This window comes from Nocardia spumae (assembly GCF_020733635.1).
GTDB lineage: Bacteria > Actinomycetota > Actinomycetes > Mycobacteriales > Mycobacteriaceae > Nocardia > Nocardia spumae.
In genome coordinates this window covers 5606638-5627270 of record NZ_JAJFZL010000001.1, presented here as the reverse complement: position 1 = coordinate 5627270, position 20633 = coordinate 5606638, and the positions used below count along the sequence as shown (strand labels likewise).

Here is a 20633-nt window from a genome sequence, read left to right as displayed (position 1 = left end):
GTGGTGACCTCGTCATGTCAGTACGCCACTTCCTGTGAACGTTTGCGGATCGTGGTGACCTCGTCACGCTGATTTCCGGTGGGCCCGTGGTAGTTGAGGGCGAACGACTGCTGGGCGTAGCCACCGATCAGGTGAGTGGGCTTGATCATGATTCGGGTGAGCGCGTTGTGGATACCGCCGCGTTTGCCCCTGCCCGCCCGCAGTTGTGGCGTGCCCTCGATCCGCGGCACATCCACCGCGCGGTCCTGCGCGTGGTACATGAACACCGTGCCCTCCGGCATCCGGTGGCTGACGATCGCCCGCGCCACCACGACGCCGTTGCGGTTGACCGCCTCGATCCAGTCATTGTCCGCCACACCGATTTTCGCGGCGTCGCGATCGGACATCCAGATGGCCTGCCCGCCCCGGGAGAGGGTGAGCATATGCAGGTTGTCCTGATAGGCCGAGTGGATGGACCACTTGGAATGCGGGGTCAGGTAGCGGACGGTGACACCCCTCTCACCGATCGCGCCGTCTCCCACGGTGCCGATCTCGGGCTCCCGGAACAGTGCCGACATGTCCAGCGGCGGCCGGAAGATGGGAAGTTGCTCGCCCAGTTCGATCATCCAGTCGTGATCGAGATAGAAGTGCTGACGACCGGTGAGGGTGTGCCAGGGCTTGAGTCGTTCGGTGTTGATGGTGAACGGGGAGTACCGGCGCCCGCCGGTCTCGGATCCGGACCACTCCGGTGAGGTGATCACCGGTACGGGCCGGGCCTGGGTGTCCGCGAAACTGATGCGCTTGCCCTCGTGTTCGGCGGCCAGATCGGCCAGCCGGGTTCCGGTGCGCTGCTCGAGCACGTGGAATCCCTCCACCGCGAGCCGGCCGTTGGTGGTGCCGGACAGGGCCAGAATGGCCTCCGCCGCGTGCGTGTCCCTGGCCAGCGACGGGCGACCCTGTGCGGCACCGGAAACCACGGCGCCGTTGACACCGCGTAGATATTCGACCTCGGCGTCGGGAATCGTGGTGACGCCTTTCGTGGTGACACCGAGTGTTTCGATCAGCGGGCCCAGGGCCGCCATCTTCTCCGCGAGTTTCGGGTAATCCCGTTCCACCACTACGAGTTTCGGCATGGTACGCCCCGGAACCGGCTCGCATTCACCGGCTTTCCAGTCCAGCACCCGCCCGCGCGCCTGTGCCAGCGCATCGGCCGAATCGTGCTGCAGCGGCACCGCGACCAGATCCTTGCGCACACCGAGATGTTTCTCGGCCAGCCAGGAGAATCCGCGCGCGATCCGATGGAAGGCGTCGAAATCGGTCTTCGCCTCCCACGGCGGGGAGATGGCGGGGGAGAAGGCGTGCACGAACGGATGCATATCCGTGGAGGACAGATCGTGTTTCTCGTACCAGGTCGCGGCCGGGAAAACGATGTCGGAGAACAGCGTCGTGGAGGTCATCCGGAAATCCATCGACATCAGCAGATCCAGCTTGCCGGTCGGGGCCTGCTCGCGCCAGCGCACCTCGGTGGGGCGCACGCCGGTGGAATCATCGGCCTGCAGATTCGAATCGGCGCCCAGCAGATGCCGGTGGAAGTACTCGTTGCCCTTACCGGAGGATCCCAGCAGATTCGCCCGCCAGACGGTCAGTACCCGGGGGAAGTTCTCCGGGGCGTCGGGATCCTCGCAGGCGAAGTTCAGCTCACCCGATTTCAGGCCGTCGACGACATACTCCTGTGGCGACATGCCCGCGGCCGCCGCGTCGTCGACCAGATCCAGGGGATTGCGGTCGAAGGTGGGGTAGCTCGGCATCCAGCCCAGCCGGGAGGCGAGCGCGATGTTGTCGGCCGCCGTGCGACCGGCGAATGCTCCCGAACCCAGTGGGGACGCGAAGGATTCGGAGGTGAACGGGTCGTAGCGCCACTGGTCGTTGGTCAGATACCAGAACACCGTGCCCTGCATCTGCCGCGGCGGGCGCTGCCAGTCCAGACCGAACGCCAGGGTGGACCAGCCGGTCACCGGACGGCACTTCTCCTGGCCGACGTAATGGGCCCAGCCGCCGCCGTTCACCCCCTGACAGCCGGTGAGCAGTGTGAGGGTGAAGAACGCGCGATAGATCTGATCGGAATGGAACCAGTGGTTGGTGCCCGCGCCCATCACAATCATCGACCGGCCGCCGGAACGGTCGGCATTGTCGGCGAATTCGCGCGCGATCCGGATCGACTGGGCGGCGGGCACTCCCGTGATCGCTTCCTGCCAGGCGGGGGTGTAGGGCGCGGATGCGTCGTCGTAGCCGGTGGCCCAGTCGCCGGACAGGCCGGGCCGGCCCACGCCGTACTGGGCCAGCAGTAGATCGAAGACGGTCGTGACGCGGCGTCCGGCCACCGTCATCGTCGGCACCGAGCGCGTGACGGCGGCGGAGGCGGCGTCGAAACGGGGGAACTGTACGGCCGCAGCATCGTCGGTGCGGCCGTACAGCGTCAGCAGGGGATCGACCTCCCCTAGATCCAGGTTCCATCGTCCGGCGCCCGAATCGCCGAAGCGGTCACCCAGGGTTCCGTTGGGGACCACGGGATTTCCGTCGCCGTCCAGCAGCACCGTCTTGTGGTCGGCGTTGTCCACATCGAAGTCGGCGTCACCCGCCGCGGCGAGATCGGCCGCGGTGAGGAACTTTCCGGGCAGCCAGGTGTGGCCCTGGTATTCACCGTTGTCGTTCCAGCCGCCCTCGCGCTCGTCGAGGGTGATCAGGAACGGCAGATCGGTGTAGCGCTTGATGTAGTCGTCGAATCGGGGTGTCGAGCGTTCCACGAAGAATTCGCGGAGTACGACGTGACCCATCGCCATCGCCAGCGCGGCATCGGTGCCCGGTCGGGCGGGGAGCCATTCATCGGCGAACTTGGTGTTGTCGGCGTAATCGGGGGAGACCACGACGACCTTCTGGCCGCGATAGCGGGCCTCGGTCATGTAGTGCGCGTCCGGTGTTCGCGTCACCGGGACGTTCGACCCCCACATGATCAGGTAGCCGGCGTCGAACCAGTCCGCGGATTCCGGCACATCGGTCTGGTCCCCGAAGACCTGCGGTGAGGCCACCGGCAGATCGGCGTACCAGTCGTAGAACGACAGCATGGATCCACCGAGCAGCGAGATGAACCGCGCGCCGACCGCGTGCGAGACCATCGACATCGCCGGAATCGGGGAGAAGCCCGCGATGCGGTCGGGACCGTACTGTTTGATCGTGTGAACATGTGCGGCGGCGGCGATTTCGGCCGCCTCCCACCACTCGGCCCGCACGAATCCGCCCTTGCCGCGCGCGGATTTGTAGGTCTTCGCCCGCTCGGCGTCTTCGACGATGTCGGCCCAGGCCAGCACCGGATCCTTCACGCGGGCCTTGGCATCTCGATACATCTCGAGCAGCGCCCCGCGTACATACGGGTAGCGGACTCTGGCCGGGCTGTAGGTGTACCAGGAGAACGACGCTCCGCGGGGACAGCCGCGTGGCTCGTATTCCGGCTTGTCGGCGCCCACCGACGGATAGTCGGTCTGCTGGGACTCCCAGGTGATCACACCGTCGGAGACGTAGATCTTCCACGAACACGATCCGGTGCAGTTCACGCCGTGCGTCGACCGCACCACCTTGTCGTGGGCCCATCGATCGCGATAGAACTCGTCGGCCTCGCGCCCACCGACCTTGTGCACCGTGCGCAGATCGTCGGACACTTCACCGCGTTGGAAGTAGCGGCCCAATGTCAGGAGCGCGTCGGACGGTGAGACCGTGCTCGCCGTCGCGTGCTCGCCGTTCGATTCCGCGGCTACGCCGTTCGACGCTGACGAGGGGGTCGAACCCTTCTGGTGTGAAATGACCACAGCGCCCCCATCGAGACAAGTGAAATCGGGCTGACGCAACCGAGAGTAGGGACGCCGGCGACGGCGGCAAAACAATGTGCTCACACCCCGTTCAGGGGGATGGTGAGCTGTGAGGTGCGGGAAACCTGACGGTCACTGGGCAATTGCGGATCGGCCCGGTGGATTCCGGTCCGACCTGGGCGGATATCGGTTTGCGTCACCTCGCCGTCCGGTCGGAGCGGGGTTACGCGGCCGCGCGGTGAAGCTTTGGAAACGGGCGCTTCTCGGGTGTTTTACATTTGTTAACACATTCGGCGCCGCCGAATCGGGTCGAGAGGACAGCGGTTCACCGGCGAAAGTGACGCCGGTTACCACGGCCGCGACATTGTTTGCGGAACGGTCGCCGCCGGAGCGGACTCCGGCGGCTAGCATCCCGGTATGGAACGCTTCCAGGCGCGAATCGAATCCGCTCGCGGCGGCGGTGCGTACGTCGCGGTGCCGGTGGAGGTGGTCACCGCACTGGGCGGCGGTGGCCGGATTCCGGTGCGGGCGACCTTCGACGGCGTCGACTACATCGGCTCCGTCGTCTCCATGGGCGACGGCCCGTGCCTGGGCGTGCTCGGGGCCATTCGCGCCGAACTCGGCAAGCAGCGGGGTGACACCGTCGAGGTGACCGTCGAGCGCGATACCGCCGAACGGGTCGTCGCCGTCCCCGACGATCTGGCCGCAGCCCTGGCCGAGGCCGGGCTCCGCGCCGCCTTCGACGGGCTGTCCTACAGCCGCAGGCGCGAGCAGGTCGGGTCGATCACCTCCGCCAAGCGCCCCGAGACCCGCGCTCGCCGCGTGGCCGTGACGGTCGAGGCGCTGGCGAACTGATCGAGCGCGAGCTGTCGCCCTGTCGGCCGGGCCCGCGCGACGGCCTGACATTCGGGACGGCTGTGTCGTCGGAAGGGTGTGACACTTTCAGCGACACAGGAGTTCCGGATATGACCAGAATCGGCATCATCCTCGGTAGTACCCGGCCCAACCGCAACGGCGCCCAGATCGCCCGGTGGGTGCTGGACACGGCATCGCGGCGGGACGACGCCGAGTTCGAACTGGTCGACCTGCGTGACCACCCACTTCCCCATCTCGACGAGCCGGTGCCGCCGATGTTCGGCCCGTCGGCCCACGAACACACCCGTGCCTGGGCCGAACGGATCGCCCCATTCGACGCCTTCGTGATCGTGACGCCGGAGTACAACGGCGGCGCTCCCGGCGTACTCAAGAACGCCTTGGACCACCTGTTCGCGGAGTGGACGAACAAGGCGCTCGGATTCGTTTCCTACGGGGTGAACGGCGGCGCCCGGGCCGTGGTGCAACTGCGCACGGTCTGCAGCACACTGGGCATGGCCGACGTCGGCTACCAGGTCTCGATCTCGGTGCTCACCGATTTCGAGAACAACACCACATTCATCCCGCGCGACCACCATGCCGACGCCTTGACCAAGACACTGGACCAGATCATCGCGTGGAGCACCGCGCTGGCGCCGCTGCGCCGGCCCGCCGCCGACACCTCGAACAGCACCCCGGAAGGAGCCGATCATGACGACGCCGAACGACTTTCGGTCACCCGCTGACCGCGCCGCGCAGGACGAGGCCGAGATTCGCGGGCGATTCGCCGAGTTGGTGGAGGGACTGCGGACCAAGGATCTCCAAGCCCTGAAGCAGGGCTACACGCCCGACGTGGTGTCCTTCGATGTCGAGCCGCCGCTGCAGCATGCGGGGGTTGCGGCGAAGCTGGAGAACTGGGCGAAGGTGTTCCGGTTCTTCGCGGAGGTGGACTACGAGTTCCGCGATCTGACGTTCGTCGTGGGCGATGACGTGGCGTACGGGCACGGCTTCGGGCGTCTGCGCGGCACGCTGAACGACGGCACGGCCGCCCCGGGGACGTGGGTCAGAGCCACCTTCGGTCTGCGGAAGATCGACGGCACCTGGCTGATCGCGCACGATCAGGTCTCGGTGCCACTCGATATCGCCAGCGGCACAGGGGTTGTCGACCTCGAGCCCTGACCCGGGCGGGAGTGCGGTCGAGAGCCCGTGTCGTGCGGGCTCTTCTCCCGGGTCGTGGATCGGCCTGTGCCTCGGTCGTCGTAGTGTCCGCCTACGCACACGATGGCGACTTCGCTGTCGGTGACGTAGTAGATCAGGCGGTGTTCTCTGGTGATTCGTCGCGACCAGTTCCCGGCAAGCTGGTATTTGAGCGGCTCGGGCTTCCCGATGCCGGTGAACGGGTCGGCGAGCACCGCGGTGATCAACTTGTTCGCTGCTTTCAGGACCGTTCGATCTCGTGCCGGCCAGGACGTGTAGGTTTCCCAGCCGTCCAATCGGACTCGGAGACGAGGACCGCGTTCTCGCCACTCTTGGTTACGACGGTGACCGTGTCGTGGTCGTCGTTGACCTGCTGCACCAGCGAGATCCTGTTGTGCGGGTGAATTATTCGCTGTGGAATCGGTCATCGGATACGCTCCCTAACGGGCCGCGGCGGGCGGAAACGGGCTGCATGCGCCCCATGAACTTTCGTGTGAAGTGACGCAATGCGCCAGGACGGATTACAGAATTCGCCAAGCACCGTTTCAACTCGAAACGACAACAGCCAGGGGGCATGTGATGGTCGAAACAGGGGAAGCGCTCTCGCTGCCGAAGCGCCAGCTCGGTTATTACCTGCGGCTGGCTCGGCAGGAGGCGGGATGAGTCCGGCCGAGGCCGCCGATCACATCGGCCGCTCGGCCCCTACCTTGACGCGGATCGAGAAGGGCCTCACCCGGAAGCTGTTCCATCGATCGAGAGAAGATCGAGGCTATGAAAGAAATTGCACAGCAAGCCAATACAAAGAAGTAGTGGCATGAGTACGACGACTTGATACCCGCCGACTTCGACATCTACGCCGGGTTGGAGACCGCTGCACAGGAGATTGCGACCTACCAGCCCGAATTGGTTGCTGGGAGAAGCCCTGGGCCCCTTCGTCATGCTGCGTTTCGGCGATGAAGCGCACAGCGTCGTCTACGCGGAAACCTTCACGGGCGATTTGTATTTGGAGAACCGCACATCCCCGGTGAAGGCATCCCCACTCACCGGGGGTGAAAACGAGCGCAGGCCCACGGGGATTCTTCGAATCACGAACCCGACCCAGCCCGCAGGATGGCGTGTTCGGGCGACCATCCGCGTAGTCGACACGAGCCGCATCGGAGCGTCATCGCACCCCGCGTTCGGTATTCGTCTTGCCTCTCACACAGTGGAATCCCGCCGTCGAGCATCATCGGTGGCTGCACGAAATCAGCTACGCGGCAATCGGTTCGGTCGTGACATGAGCGGATGGAGGCCGATCGCCGGTGCTGATCTTCCGTAACGGCTACAGCCGCGGCTGGGCGCGACTATGGTTGTCGGCTAAGTGTTGTCCGGAAGCGATCGAGCAGAGGTGAACCGTTCCATGGCTCCGACCTTCGAGGATGTCTACCGCGCGAGGTATCTGCTGCTGACCACCTTCACCAAGGACGGCAGGCCCAAGCCGACCCCGGTCTGGGGCGTGCCCGAGGGCGACAAGCTCCTGATCATCACCGACGACGGATCCTGGAAGACCAAGCGGATCGGGAACACCCCGCGGGTCACCATCCAGAAGTGCGGAGTGCTGGGCAAGGTGAAAGGCGAGCCGGTCGAAGCGGTGGCGCGCATGCTGCCCGAGACCGAGACACGGCGCGTATTCGACAAGATCGTCAAGCGGTACTGGAACCATGCCTTCTACTTCGTCCCGCTGGCGATCCTGCGAGGCGGCATCGACAAGGTGCACGCCGCCATCGAAGTTCAGGCAGTGCGTCCCTCTGCCGAAGCCTAGGAAGCTATTCCGCGACGAGCTCCGCTTCGGATTCCACCGCCCGCACCACCGGCTCCGGCACTCGCAGCGGGCCCGCCATTCCGACGAGTTGCACCTGCTCGGGCAGGGTCGCGACGGAGGCGCCGTCGAGGGGCGATGCGAAATCCCAGAGCGCAGTCGTGGGCGTACGGTCGCGGCCAGGACGATCTCCCGGGTGCCGGCGGCGATCGGCGCGGAGACTTCGGCATAGCGTCCGAATGCGTTGAATCCGAACGTGATTCGACCGTCTTCGATATAGATCAGGTACCCGCCCCGGGAATCGCCGTGCGCGACCCGCCGAGGTGTCCGGTGGGCAGCGACAGCGGGTGGTGCTGGCGCGGGCCCTGGCGCTGGCGCCACGCCTGGTGGTCGCCGACGAACCCACCAGTGCGCTGGATGTGTCGGTACAGGCGCAGGTACTGGAACTGTGCGCCGATCTGCGTGAGGACTACGGCTTCGCCGGCCTGTTCATCAGCCATGATCTGGCGGTGGTGCACGGTGTCCCGATCGGGTGGTGGTGCTGCGCGGCGGCCGGGTGGTCGAAACCGGTTCGACGGCCGCGGTTTTCGGCAGACCGGGTGACCCGTATACCCGGCGGCCGCTCGCGGCGGTGCCGATCCCGGACCCGGCCCACCGCGATCGCGTGCCCGCCGGGACGGTCAGCCCTGCTGGGCGGCCATCGCCGTGAAGGGCGCCATGTCGAAGTAGTCGCGCCAGGCCACGATTTTGCCGTCGCGGACCTCGAAGCTGCCCATCACCGGCAACTCGACCTTGTTCTCGCCGACGGTGAAGCGATCGGTGCGCTCGTTGAGCACCATGGCGCCGACCTCGGCCTGATGGTGGATATCGAAGTCGATATGTCCGAAGTTGCCGATGAAACCCCGGAGGAAGTCGAGGATCGCGGCCTTCCCACGCAGCGGCTCCATCGGAATGTTGTGGTAGACGGCGTCGTCGCTGAAGAACTCCACGATCGACTCGGGGGTGCCGGTGCGCCATTCGGCGCAGAAGGTGGTGACGAGCTCGCTCGAGGTGGACATGCACGGCCTCCTAGATTTCTAGAACGCGTTACAGAATGCGCGCGGGTGGGTGCCGGCGCAACCCTCGGCCGCACAGCGGGCACGGTTCATCCCGGTAGTGGCAGGTATTCGACCGGTGCGCCGTCGGCGGCCCCGGCGGGGACGAGGACCAGTGCTTCGCGATCGAGCAGTCCGGCCAGATGGGCGGTGCGAATATGCGCATCGCCCAGCCAGCCGCCCGCGGCAGCCGCGCGCGCGGGCACGATCCGTGGGACCGGTCCGGAGATCTCACCCGCGTTGAGCAGGGGAGCGGTCCGAATCCGTGCCGGGGGGCGTCCGGTGAGACCGGACACGACGGCCGGAGCCAACGCCGACAGCGTGGCCACCGCCGCGAACGGATTTCCCGGCAGGCCGAGAACCACGGGGCCGCCGGACAATTCGGCGACCACGGTGGAACCGCCGGGACGCATCCGCAAGCGGTGCACCAGAATGCGCGCCCCGGCCCGATCCAGGGCACTGCGCAGCTGATCCGCGGCGCCGCCGCCCGTCGCCCCGACGATCACCAGGAGATCGTCATCGGACGGGGCGGTCAGCACTTCGTCGAATCCGTTCGGCGTATCCCGCAGATGGACGCGGTCCGACGGTGCGATTCCGTGCCAGGACAACAGATTCGGCAGTACCGGGCCGATCGAGTCGCGGGTCTGGCCGCTGTGCAGCGGTCCCTCGCTGCGAATCTCGTCGCCGGTCATGATGATTCGCGCCCGGACCGGTCCACGGACCCGGACGGTGGCCACCTCGGCCGCCGCCGCCACCGAGATCAGCGCGGCGGTCACCGGGGTGCCCGCGGCGGCGACGGTATCGCCGACGGCCCAATCCTCGCCGCGGCGGCGGATGTCGTCGCGGATCGGCGCGTCGGGCAGTCGTCGCAGGACACCGTCGTCGAGCCGGATGTACTCGTCGCGGATCACCGCGTCCGTGCCCTCGGGGATATGTGCCCCGGTCGCGATCCGCACCGCCTCACCGGCGAGCAGACCGACCGGGCGCTCACCGCCGGCGAAGCCGACATCGTGGCGCAGCCGCCACGGTGGCGAGCCCGCCACCGCGTACCCGTCCATCGCCGAGACATCGAACCGGGGTAGCGCCTCGGCCGCGGTCAGCGGCGCGGCCAGGGCCGCACCGGGAACCGAGGCCGGGCGGGCTTCGCGGACCGGCAGCCGGGTGAGGCCGGTCGCCAGGATCTCGCGCGCCCGCTCCAACGGCAGCGGCGGCGCCGCGGCCTGGGCGGCGCGTACCTGCTCGGGGGTGTCGCAGTCGGCGATCCCGGACAGCGGCACCATGACGGTATCGACCGGAACGAGAGCCTTCATCGGTTGATTGGCGACCGAATCCAACTGCTGCAGCGCCGCCAGCAGCGCCGCGTGCCGCCAGACGCCCACCAGATACTGCGGGCGCCCGGACTCGTCGGTCGCGAAGACCGCATCGGCCGCGGAAGTCGTTGCGTGCTCGATCAATTCGTCGACCGCCGGGGCGGTCAGGAACGGCAGATCGGCGGCCAGGACCACCACCAGATCCGCCGGAAAATCGCATTCCTGCAGTGCGCGCATCCCGCAGGCCAGGGCGGCGACCGGTCCGGACCCGGCCGGAACCTCTTGCACCTGCCGGATGCCGGGGCCGAGCTCCGGCCGCTGCGGGCCGACGACCACGGTGCGAGCACAGGCCGCGACCGCTTCCACCGCGACACCCAGCATCGCCCGCCCGCCCACGGCGATCGCGGGTTTGTCCACGCCACCCATCCGGGTGGCGCGCCCACCGGCCAGCACGATCGCGTCGACTGTCGTCACAGCGGCCCACCCGGCAGGTTGATCATGGACCGATCGTAGTGTGCGGGCGGGTAGGCGCCGAGGGTGTGCGCCCGGTCAATCACTCGGCGCGAGCAGCAACCGGAAGCGGTTGGTCTCCGGATCGGCCAGTTCCGCCTGTGCGGGCGGATGCGGGGTGCCGTCGCACGCGACGGCGCCGGCGGCCGTGAGCCGCGCGACCTCCGAGGCGGGATCACCGGTGGGGGTGGCGACGATATCGAGGCGCAGGCGATCGCATTCGCGATCCGCGACCCCGGTGCGCAGGAATTCCAGCCACGGACCCAGCCCGGTCGCCGAGCGGATACCGGCCACCTCCGATTCGTCGTGGGTGAGCGGCCAGCCCGCGGCGGCCGACCAGAACCGCGCCAGCTGTCCGGGATGCGGGGTATCGACCACGATCGCGGCGACCGCACCGGTGTCGACATATTCCTCCCGCGGTTCCAGCACACAGAACTCGTTGCCCTCCGGATCCGACAGCACCGACCACGGCACCGCGCCCTGCCCGATATCGGCCGGTCGCGCACCCAGCGCCAGCGCCCGATCCACTTGGACGCGTTGATGATCCAGTGAATGTCCGACCAGATCGAGGTGGATCCGGTTCTTCCCGGATTTCGGTCTGGTCGTCGGCAGGAACATCAGAGCCACATCGGCGGCGTCGGGATCGGGGGCCGCCACCTCGACCGCCTCCGGACGATCCACGGTGACCTGCCAGCCGAGCAACTCCGCCCAGAACCGGGCCACGGTCCGGGGCCGGATCGCATCGAACACCACGCACGCCAGACGGGTGGACATAACTCCACGGTAGACGCCGTCCGGCGGGTACGGGCGGATTCGGACATCGTGGGTCGGCGCCGGATCGGCCGGGCCGGATCAGGACTCGAAGCGAAACCGGGCCGCGGCCAGGTCCACCCGGTCACCGCGGGTCGGGCAGCCCTCCTCGGTCAGCAGGCGCAGCTGCCGATGCGCCAGGTGGGCGGCCGGGGTGCCGTCGGCACGCAGCACCCGATGCCACGGCAGATCCGCCGAGTCGGTGCGCATGATCCAGCCGACGGTGCGCGGGGTCGACAGCCCGGCCGCGGCCGCGATGTCGCCGTAGGTCGCGACCCGTCCGGGCGGTATCGCGGCCACCAGTTCGCGCACTCGTTCGATCTCGGCATCGGAGGTGGCCATCACAACACCGACCGCACGATATCGGCGGTTTCGGCGGGGCGCGCCTGGGCCACCATGTGATCGCAGTCGAATTCGTGCAGGGTGAACCGCGGCAGGGTGGCGAACGCCGCCCGGGTGGCGGGCGTGACGAAGGGCGCTTTCCCGGCCTGGACCAGCACTGTCGGGATCTGCGGTGGCGGCAGTACCAGCTCGCGCGCCAGCTGTCCCCAGTACGAGGTGATGGCCGGCAGGCTCATCCGCCACGTCATCCGGCCCTCGGGTGTCGCGACCAGATGTTGGGCGAGTTCCGCCTCGAGCAGACCGGGGTCCACATCGGCCCAGGCGGTGGCGAGCTTGTCCTGGCGCGCCTCGGCGATATCGGCATAGTCCGGCCGGGCGAGCCCGGCCTCGGCGATGTCGTGGACCAGCTGCGGATCCAGCCCGATCGCCGGATCGAGCAGGACCAGCGCCCGCACCAGATCCGGCCGGTGGCGGGCGAGATGGACGGCCACCGCGGCGCCGAACGAATGGGCCAGCACGATCGCCGGTTCGGTGTGTTCGACGAGATCGGCCGCGAGCAACTCGACGAGATCGTCGACGATCTGCTCGTAGGTCCACGGCGGCAGCGCACCGGCCCGGCCGTGCCCGCGCAGGTCGGGTGCCAGCACGCGGGCCTCGGGCAGATGGCGCTCGGCCAGGTCGGCCCAGCGCAGACCGTGTCCGGTCAGCCCGTGCAGGGCGAGGACGAGGTGACCGTCGGCGGGGCCGAAGCGATGAACATGGGCGTCGTGCACACCGCTCATTGTGCCGTCGCCCGCCCGGCGGCGCGCAGCGTGGCGGTGGGGCCCGGCGCAAAGGTGTTGGCGCGCAGCGCGAATGTCGTGCCGGATTCGCCGTCGGCGATTGCCGGAGGCTGTCCGTTTCGGTGAACGGCCGGGGAACGGGTGCGGCCGCGCGATTTCCGGTCCGATATTCGCGGCGGCCGGATCCCGGTGCCGCGGACTGCCGCCGGGGAGGCCCTCACCAGGCACTTGTTCACTCCAGCGTGGTGTGTCCGGGAATTCGGCGAATACCGGTCGGTGGCGGGTGGCGCCGATCACAGGTCGGACACAGCGCGGTGCCGGGGTGCGTTTGCTGTCACGGAATTCAATTCTGTCGGGGGTGTCTGTTGAAATAGCCGCTGTGATGCGATCGGATAGCTCGGTGCGACTGGTGCACCGCAGTGAGACCGCACCCCGGCAACGCGAATGGGGTGCCGACGTCCGAACGCTGTTCGCGGGTGGGTTCGGCGCGGATCCCGGCTGGCGTCCCTGGCAGGTACTCGGCGGTCCGGGAACCGGGAAGACCGCCCTGCTGACCGATCTGGCCGTCGACCGGATCACCGCGGGCGCCGATCCGGAATCGGTGGTGATCCTCACCCATTCCAAACAGGCCGCACTGCGGGTCCGCAGCGCACTCACCCGGCAGCTGAACGCGGTCGCGCCCGAACTCGGTGGCGTACCCGGCGCCAGCCGGGAGCCGATGGTGCGCACCGTGCACTCGTACGCCTTCGCGATCCTGCGCACCCACGCGGCTGCTCGCGGCAACCCGCCGCCGCGATTGCTCACCGGCGCCGAACAGGATGTCGCCCTCCGCGAGATGCTGCGTGGCGAGCTGGCCGACGCCGCCGCCGGAGGTGAGGTGCTATGGCCGCAGCGCCTGCACGCCGCGCTGGGCACCGACGGATTCGCCGAACAGCTGCGCGATCTGATGTTGCGCGCCACCGAACGGGATCTGGGACCCGAGGACCTGGTCGAGCTGGGCCGGCTGCACGATCGCGCGGAGTGGGAGGCGGCCGGCGCGTTCGCGCAGCGGTACGAGTACGCGATGCTGCTGCGCTGGTCGGTCGGGGTGCAGGCGCCCGAGGCCAGTGCGCCCGCGCTCGACGCCGCCGAACTCGTCGGTGCGGCACTCGATGTCCTGATCTCCGACGCCGATCTGCTCGCCGCCGAACGCGACCGCGTCCGCACCCTGCTGGTCGACGACACCCAACATGTGGATCCGCTCGCCGTGCAACTGATTCGCGCGATCGGGTCGGGCCCGGCGACCACCGTGGTGGCGGGCGACCCGGATCAGGCGGTCTTCAGTTTCCGTGGCGCGGACACCCGATTCGTCACCGAACCCGATGCTCCGCCCGAACGCCGGATCATCCTGCACGACGATCATCGTTGCGCACCGGCGGTGCATGCGGCGGTCGCGCGGATCGCCGGGCGCATGCCGGGACGGACGGCCCACCGGTTCGGGGTACGCACCGGTGGGCCGCCGCCGCTCGGTGACCCCGCCGTGGACGGACAGGTCCTGGTGCGGGTCCTCACCACACCGGCCAAGGAAGCGGCCGTCATCGCCGACCATCTGCGCCGCGCCCACCTCACCGCCGAGATGCCGTGGTCGCGGATGGCGGTCGTGGTGCGCTCGGTGCCGCTGTCGCTGGGGCCGCTGCGGCGGGCACTCACCGCCGCGGGAGTGCCCGTGCTGCAACCGAAACCGACGACACCGCTGGCGCGGCGACGCGGCGCGGCCTGGATGTTGCAGGCACTGCGGGCGCTGCTGGTCGCCGAACGCGGCCGGTCGGAGCTGTTCACCGATGACGACGCCCTCGACCTGCTGCTGGGCCCGCTCGGCGGTGCGGACCAGATCAGCCTGCGCCGCTTGCGCCGGGGTATTCGCCGGGCCCTCATCGAACGCGGCCACTCGCGCACGGATCTCGATGCGGATTCGCCCACCGAGGACGCCGCGACCGGAACCGCCGGCGCCGAGGACTCCTCGGAAGCGCTCGCTCCCTACTCCGAACTGGATCGGTCCTCGGCGCTGGTACTGCGGGATCTGATCACCGGCGTCGGCGATCGCGGCCTGATCCAGCAGCTCACCGAGGTCGAGGTGGCACCGCTGATCCGAGTGCTCAAGGCGGTCGACCGCGCCCGCCGGGCGCTGCGGCGCGGGGCCGGCGTCGAGGATGTGCTGTGGGTGCTGTGGACGGCATCGCGACTCGAGAAGCGCTGGGTGGCGCAATCCGAGCGCGGCGGGTCCGGTGCCGTGCAGGCCGATCGCGATCTGGACGCGGCGGTCGGACTGTTCGACGCCGCGGCCGCCTATGTCGACCGCCTGCCCGGTGCGTCCGTCGACGGGTTCGTGGAATATCTGGAAATGCAGGAGATCAACCAGGATTCGGCGCCGCTCACCGAACCGGGTGACGCGGTCGCGATCGTCAGCGCGCACGCGGCGGCGGGCCGGGAATGGGATGTGGTGGCCGTCGCCGGTGTGCAGGAGGGGATCTGGCCCAATCTGCGCCCGCGCGGCACCCTGCTCGGCGTGGAGGAACTGGTCGATCTGGTGGGTGGGGTGGCCGATCCCGGGGAGCAGATCAGCCGCGCTGCCCCGATTCTGGCCGAGGAACGCCGGCTGCTGTTGGTGGCCTGCAGCCGGGCTCGCTACAGCCTGCTGGTCACCGCCGTCGAATCCGTCACCGGTGACCGCGATCTGGTGCCCTCCCGCTTCCTGGCCGAACTCGATCCCGAGGCCGAACCCGGTGAGCCGGGCCGCATTCCGGCGCCGGTCGACCCGGGGCGCGCACTGATCGCCCAGGCGCTGATCGCCGAATTGCGTGGTGTGGTCTGCGATGAGGCCGCCGATCCGGCGCGCCGCGATCGCGCGGCCGCCCAGTTGGCGCGGCTGGCCCGGGCCGGGGTGCGGGGTGCGCATCCCGACGAGTGGTACGGCATCGCGGACCCGAGTTCCGAACTGGCGCTGTGGGACGATGGTGACGGCCCGGTGGCGCTGTCGCCGTCGACGGTGGAACTGCTGAAGACGTGTCCGCTGCGCTGGGCGCTGGAACGCCACGGTGGGGGTGACGGTGACAATCCCCATGCGGTCAAGGGCAATCTGGTGCACACGCTGGTGCAGGCGCTCGCCGGCCGGGTGACCGAGGACCAGGTCAAGGCCGCGCTGGTCAAGGCGTGGAGGGCGGTCGATCCGAGTTCCGGCGCCGACGGTCCGCACAGCTGGCACTCCCGGCTGGAACTACGGCGCACCGAATCGATGGTCGACACCTTCCTGGCGTGGTTGCGCAACACCCGTGCCGAATTGTCCGAGGTCGGCGTCGAGGTGCCGGTGGACTGTGTCCTGCCGGCCCGCGATCCGGACGAGGTGCCGGTGCGAATTCGCGGACGGGTCGACCGCGTGGAGCGAGATGCGCTGGGCCGCTTCGTGATCGTCGATGTCAAGACCGGGAAGAATCCGGTCTCCAAACAGGCCGCCGAAGAGCACGCGCAGCTGGCCACCTATCAGGTGGCCGCGGGGGTCGGCGGTTTCGCCGCGGAGGTGGACGGCCGGCACGTCGATCCCGGTGGCGCCCGGCTGGTCTACGTGGCCAAGCCCAGCCGCGACGGCGCCACCGAACGTCTGCAGGCCGCACTGGATTCCGACGGTATCGCCCAGTGGCGCACGACTATTCATGCCGCCGCCGCTGCCACTCGCGGACCGGGCTTTCTGGCCATGCGCAACGACGGCTGCCGGCACTGCCGGGTGGCCGGTAGCTGTCCGGTGCAGGACGCGGGCCGGCAGGTGACGGATCGATGACGATCACGCCGGGGGAGTTGGCGCAGACCCTCGGTCTGCCGCCACCCACCGACGAACAGGCCGCCGTGATCGCCGCACCGCTCGGCCCCACCCTCGTGGTGGCGGGGGCCGGCGCCGGCAAGACCGAGACCATGGCCGCGCGCGTGGTGTGGATGGTCGCCAACCGGCTGGTGGCCCCGGACGCGGTTCTCGGCTTGACCTTCACTCGAAAAGCCGCGCAGCAGTTGACGACTCGTATCCGCACCCGCCTGGCCCGGCTGGCCGGGTCGCCGTTGCTGCGGGAGATCGACAGCACCGGGCGATTGCGTGCCACGCTGGCCGGATCGGAACCGGAGATCAGCACCTATCACTCCTACGCGGGGCGGCTGCTGTCCGAACACGGCCTGCTGCTGCCGGTGGAACCCTCCGCGACGCTGCTCACCGAAACCCAGCTGTGGCAGCTCGCGCACCGTGTGGTCACCGGCTGGGACGGTGATCTCGATACCGAGCGCACCCCGGTGTCGGTCACCGAGGCGGTGCTGGCGCTGTCCGGTCAGCTCGCCGAACACCTGGTCGAGCCCGAACAACTCGTGACCGCGCACCACGAGCTGGAGCGGCTGGTGGACACGCTGCCCGCCGGGCCGCGCCAGCGCGGCGGTCCGAAGCAGGAATTGCGCGCGATCGTCAAAGCCCAGCAGGACCGGGTGGCGTTGCTGCCGCTGGTGGCGCGCCTGGGCGAGGAGTTACGCCGCAGGGGCGCTTTGGATTTCGGCTCCCAGATGTCACTGGCGGCCCGGCTGGCCGTGACGCATTCCGAGGTGGGGGCCGCCGAGTGCGAGCGGTTCCGGCTGGTGCTGCTCGACGAATACCAGGACACCGGCCACGCGCAGCGCATCCTGCTCGCCGCCCTGTTCGGTGAGCGCGGTGCGGTCGGTGGCGAGGTGGCGGTCCCGGCGTCGGGACCGGATTTCGCCGCCCGGCCGGCGGTGACCGCGGTCGGCGATCCGATGCAGTCCATCTACGGCTGGCGCGGCGCCTCGGCGGCCAATCTGCCCCGCTTCACCACCGACTTTCCGGCGGCACCCGATACCCCCGCCCCGGTGCTGCCGCTGCTCACCAGCTGGCGGAATCCGCCCGAGGCGCTGGATCTGGCGAATCTGATCGCCGAACCGCTGCGCGACGCCGAGGGGGCCGTATCGGTGGACGCGCTGCGCCCGCGCCCGCAGGCGAGCGCCGGAACCGTCGCCCTCGCGCTCACCGACACCGTTGCCGACGAACGGGATTGGGTCGCCGAGCGGATCGCCGCCGAGTGGGCGCGCCACTCCGGCGCCGGGCAGCCGCCACCCACCTCCGCGGTTCTGGTGCGACGCAATGCCGATGCGGCGCCACTGGCCGAGGCGCTGCGGGCGCGGGGGCTGCCCGTGGAGATCGTCGGTCTCGGCGGGCTCCTGGCCACCCCGGAGGTCGCCGATATCGTCGCCACCCTGCGGCTGATCGCCGACCCCGCCGCTGGTAGCGCCGCCATGCGGATTCTCACCGGCGCCCGCTGGCGGCTGGGTGTGCGCGATCTGGCGGCCTTGTCGGCGCGGGCGCGGGATCTGTCGATCGTCGGGCAGCAGGGCCGCTCCGAGCCCATCACCGATACCGAGGCGCTGTCGGCCGCCCTGCGCGCGGTGGCGCCGGAGCCCGCCGAGCAGGCGGGAATCGCCGACGCGATAGCCGATCCCGGTCCGCCGCATCGTTATTCGGAGTCCGGATATGCGCGGATCGTCGCACTGGCCCGGGAACTCGCGGGCCTGCGTGAACGCGGCGGACAGTCGCTGCCGGAGCTGGTTGCCGATGTGGAACGCACCATCGGGGTGGGCGTGGAGAGTCAGACCCGCCGCGCGGCCGTCGGCGCCGGTGCCGGGCGCGAACATCTGGACGCCTTCGCCGATGTGGTCGCCGGATACGCCGGAGATCATCGCGCCACCCTGCCCGGCCTCCTGAGTTTCCTCGCCGCCGCCGAGGAGGTCGAAAACGGTTTGGAGCCGGGCGAAGTGGAGGTCGCCCACGATCGGGTGCAGGTCCTGACCGTCCATGCCGCCAAGGGGCTGGAATGGGAGGTGGTGGCGGTACCGCACGTGGTCCGCGGACTGTTCCCCTCCGGGACCGCGGCGGGTACCTGGCTGGGCGCGCTCGCCGAACTTCCCACCGCGTTGCGCGGGGACCGGCAACGCGAACCCGGCTCGGACACCACCGATTCCGCCGCCGGGCGCGACGGCGTCCCGGTTCTCGACCTCGGCGAACTCTACGACCGCAGCGATCTCGAACAGGCGATCAAGCAGCACAAGGACGCGCTCGCCCGCCGCCGCGTCGACGAGGAGCGTCGCCTGTTCTACGTCGCGCTCACCAGAACCGAACGGGCACTGTTCGTTTCGGCCCATCACTGGGCCGAGACCGGATCCGCTCCCAAGGGGCCCTCGGATTTCCTGCTCGAGCTGAAGCGGTGGACCGAACATCCGGAGTCACCTGGTCACGGCACGGTCGGCATCGATGTGTGGGCCGAGGCGCCCGCGGGCGATGCGGGCAATCCGTTCACCGACAATCCCGCGGTCGCCGGTTGGCCACGGGATCCGCTGGGAGCGCGCCGCCCCGCGGTGGAAGCGGGCGCGGCACTCGTCCGCGCGGCCATGTCGAGCCTGCCGCCCGAGGCGGAACTCTCACCGGCCGGCCGCGGGACCGCCGTCGGTGCGAGCCGGGCCGAGACGGCCGCGGTGCCGTCGAGATCCGCCGAACCGGCGCGCCAGCTGGATCTGTTCGACGATATGGCGGCCGAATCCGAGACGGCCACCACGACGTCCGCCGAGAACGGGGCATCCGCCGAGGCCGATCCCGAGGGGTGGGCGGCCGATGTGGATGCCCTGCTGGCCGAGCATTTCGCGACGGCGGACGGGATCCACGAGGTGGAGCTGCCCGCACAACTGCCCGCGACGGCGCTGGTCGATATGCGTGCCGATCCGGCCAAGCTGGCGGCCCGGCTGCGTCGGCCGCTGCCGTATCCGCCGAGCCCGCTCGCGCGGCGCGGCACCGCATTCCACGCCTGGCTGCAGCGCTGGTTCGGCGCGGTGGGCCTGCTGGATTTCGACGAGCTGCCCGGTGCGGCCGACAGCGGCGGCACCGACGGCGATCTGGTCCGGCTGCAGGAGGCGTTCCTGGCCTCACCGTGGGCCGACCGCAATCCCATTGATGTCGAAGTGGGATTCGAGACCAGTATCGGCGGCACCCTGATCCGCGGCCGGATGGACGCGGTATTCGGTGAGCCCGGTGGCCGGTGGCTGGTCGTGGACTGGAAGACCGGCGCCGAACCGACCCGCGCGCAGGAACGGTCGGTGGCGATGCAGCTGGCGGTCTACCGGGTGGCGTGGGCGCGGATGATCGCCGCGCGCATCGGCGAACCCGAAGATCGGGTACTCGAAAAGGTCGGCGCCGCATTTCATTACGTGCGCAGCGGTCGCACCGTCGCACCCGCCGAACTGCCGGGCCCCGCCGAGCTGGCCGGCCTCATCGCCGATGCGGCGCCGTCCTGGGCGCCCGCCGACCTCCCGCCCGAGCCGGACTTCGGTGACGACCCGGAGCCGGCTCCGGAATCGGAGTCCGCCGTCGCGTCCGGATTCGACGCCGAGCCCGCGCCCGACCCGGAGTTGGTCTCCGAGGCCGATTTCGCGCCCGAGGCCGGCTATCCGCCGGACACCGCTCTGGACTGACGCGGACCCGCCCGGCGGCGTGCGCACCGACCTCAGGCGGCTTCGCGGCTGATGCGCAGTGCCTGGGAGATCATCGGGGCCTGCAGCGGCAACCGCAGTACCGACACCCACTTCACCGGTGCGCCGGCCTTCGGATTGCGCACCGAATCGGCGGCGAACTGGACGTTGGCGGGGAAGACGGCGATGAACAGCAGCGCGGCCAGCCGGCCGCCGAGGCGCCTGGTGCGTGGCACCGCCAGCGCCACCGCGACACCGAGTTCGGCGACTCCGGAGGCGTAGGTGTAGGTGCGGGCCCGGCCGGGCAGGGCGGGCGGCACGATCGAGTCGAACGGCTTCGGTACGAGGAAATGCAGGGTGCCCATGCCGAACAGTGCCGTACTCATCAGAACCACGCGCCGGTGCGAGGCTCGGCCGACATCACTCATGCTGTATCCCTTCAGGAGTACGCGGGCGAGTGTGTAGTGACGCACGCCCCACATATGTCACTGTTCCACTCGTGTGCCCGGTCCGTCGAGTCGGCGTCAGGCCGGTACGCTGCCGAGCTGTGGCACAGGTGAGCAACG

General features: G+C 69.3%; 15 protein-coding genes and 1 pseudogene. 7 read left to right on the top strand and 9 right to left on the bottom strand.

The window, feature by feature from the left end:
* Positions 1–17: 17 nt before the first annotated feature.
* Positions 18–3725, bottom strand: a complete 3708-nt coding sequence (locus tag LKD76_RS24940) for a nitrate reductase subunit alpha (protein WP_227985388.1) — start codon at positions 3723–3725, stop codon at positions 18–20.
* 531 nt (positions 3726–4256) lie between these two features.
* On the opposite strand from LKD76_RS24940, the gene LKD76_RS24935 reads away from it, so the two are divergent.
* From LKD76_RS24935 to LKD76_RS24925, 3 genes are all read left to right on the top strand, one after another.
* Positions 4257–4694, top strand: coding sequence for a YdeI/OmpD-associated family protein (locus LKD76_RS24935; RefSeq protein ID WP_227983852.1), 438 nt, complete (start codon positions 4257–4259; stop codon positions 4692–4694).
* Positions 4695–4804: 110 nt separating this feature from the next.
* Positions 4805–5437, top strand: a complete 633-nt coding sequence (locus tag LKD76_RS24930; protein WP_227983851.1) for an NADPH-dependent FMN reductase — start codon at positions 4805–4807, stop codon at positions 5435–5437.
* Complete coding sequence (locus LKD76_RS24925) at positions 5403–5870, top strand: YybH family protein (RefSeq protein ID WP_227983850.1); 468 nt, start codon at positions 5403–5405, stop codon at positions 5868–5870. Before LKD76_RS24930 ends, LKD76_RS24925 begins: the two co-directional genes overlap by 35 nt.
* Here LKD76_RS24925 and LKD76_RS32385 read toward each other — a convergent pair.
* Both LKD76_RS32385 and LKD76_RS24915 read right to left on the bottom strand, forming a co-directional pair.
* Positions 5810–6316 carry a Txe/YoeB family addiction module toxin gene (locus tag LKD76_RS32385; RefSeq protein ID WP_372465926.1) on the bottom strand — a complete coding sequence of 169 codons (507 nt, stop codon included), beginning with the start codon at positions 6314–6316 and terminating at the stop codon, positions 5810–5812. The genes LKD76_RS24925 and LKD76_RS32385 overlap by 61 nt on opposite strands.
* Positions 6317–6657: 341 nt before the next feature.
* The gene (locus LKD76_RS24915; protein WP_227985387.1) at positions 6658–6990 is read right to left on the bottom strand and encodes a DUF397 domain-containing protein; all 333 of its coding nucleotides are present in this window, start codon (positions 6988–6990) and stop codon (positions 6658–6660) included.
* A 297-nt stretch (positions 6991–7287) separates the two neighbouring features.
* Here LKD76_RS24915 and LKD76_RS24910 point away from each other — a divergent pair, with 297 nt between their 5' ends.
* Both LKD76_RS24910 and LKD76_RS24905 read left to right on the top strand, forming a co-directional pair.
* Positions 7288–7689: a PPOX class F420-dependent oxidoreductase gene (locus tag LKD76_RS24910; protein WP_227983849.1), complete on the top strand. Its 402-nt coding sequence runs from the start codon at positions 7288–7290 to the stop codon at positions 7687–7689.
* Between the two features lie 308 nt (positions 7690–7997).
* Positions 7998–8395, top strand: a pseudogene (locus tag LKD76_RS24905) (ATP-binding cassette domain-containing protein); the annotation flags it as partial.
* On the opposite strand, the gene LKD76_RS24900 reads toward LKD76_RS24905, so the two are convergent.
* From LKD76_RS24900 to LKD76_RS24880, 5 genes are all read right to left on the bottom strand, one after another.
* Entirely contained in the window at positions 8367–8744 is a 378-nt protein-coding gene (locus LKD76_RS24900; protein ID WP_227983848.1) for a limonene-1,2-epoxide hydrolase family protein, read from the bottom strand. The pseudogene LKD76_RS24905 and the gene LKD76_RS24900 sit on opposite strands and share 29 nt — an antisense overlap.
* Before the next feature lie 86 nt (positions 8745–8830).
* Complete coding sequence (locus LKD76_RS24895; protein WP_227983847.1) at positions 8831–10564, bottom strand: NTP transferase domain-containing protein; 1734 nt, start codon at positions 10562–10564, stop codon at positions 8831–8833.
* A 75-nt stretch (positions 10565–10639) separates the two neighbouring features.
* Positions 10640–11374, bottom strand: coding sequence for a VOC family protein (locus LKD76_RS24890; protein WP_227983846.1), 735 nt, complete (start codon positions 11372–11374; stop codon positions 10640–10642).
* Positions 11375–11452: 78 nt separating this feature from the next.
* Positions 11453–11752, bottom strand: a complete 300-nt coding sequence (locus LKD76_RS24885) for an MGMT family protein (RefSeq protein ID WP_227983845.1) — start codon at positions 11750–11752, stop codon at positions 11453–11455.
* Complete coding sequence (locus tag LKD76_RS24880; protein ID WP_227983844.1) at positions 11752–12534, bottom strand: alpha/beta fold hydrolase; 783 nt, start codon at positions 12532–12534, stop codon at positions 11752–11754. Before LKD76_RS24880 ends, LKD76_RS24885 begins: the two co-directional genes overlap by 1 nt.
* 382 nt (positions 12535–12916) lie before the next feature.
* Between LKD76_RS24880 and LKD76_RS24875 the strand changes: the two genes are divergently transcribed.
* Positions 12917–16345, top strand: a complete 3429-nt coding sequence (locus tag LKD76_RS24875) for an ATP-dependent helicase (RefSeq protein ID WP_227985386.1) — start codon at positions 12917–12919, stop codon at positions 16343–16345.
* Entirely contained in the window at positions 16342–20070 is a 3729-nt protein-coding gene (locus LKD76_RS24870; RefSeq protein ID WP_305082769.1) for an ATP-dependent helicase, read from the top strand. Before LKD76_RS24875 ends, LKD76_RS24870 begins: the two co-directional genes overlap by 4 nt.
* A 32-nt stretch (positions 20071–20102) precedes the next feature.
* Here LKD76_RS24870 and LKD76_RS24865 read toward each other — a convergent pair whose 3' ends face one another.
* On the bottom strand, positions 20103–20495 hold the full coding sequence (locus tag LKD76_RS24865; protein ID WP_227983843.1) for a DoxX family protein: 393 nt from the start codon (positions 20493–20495) through the stop codon (positions 20103–20105).
* Positions 20496–20633: the final 138 nt, after the last annotated feature.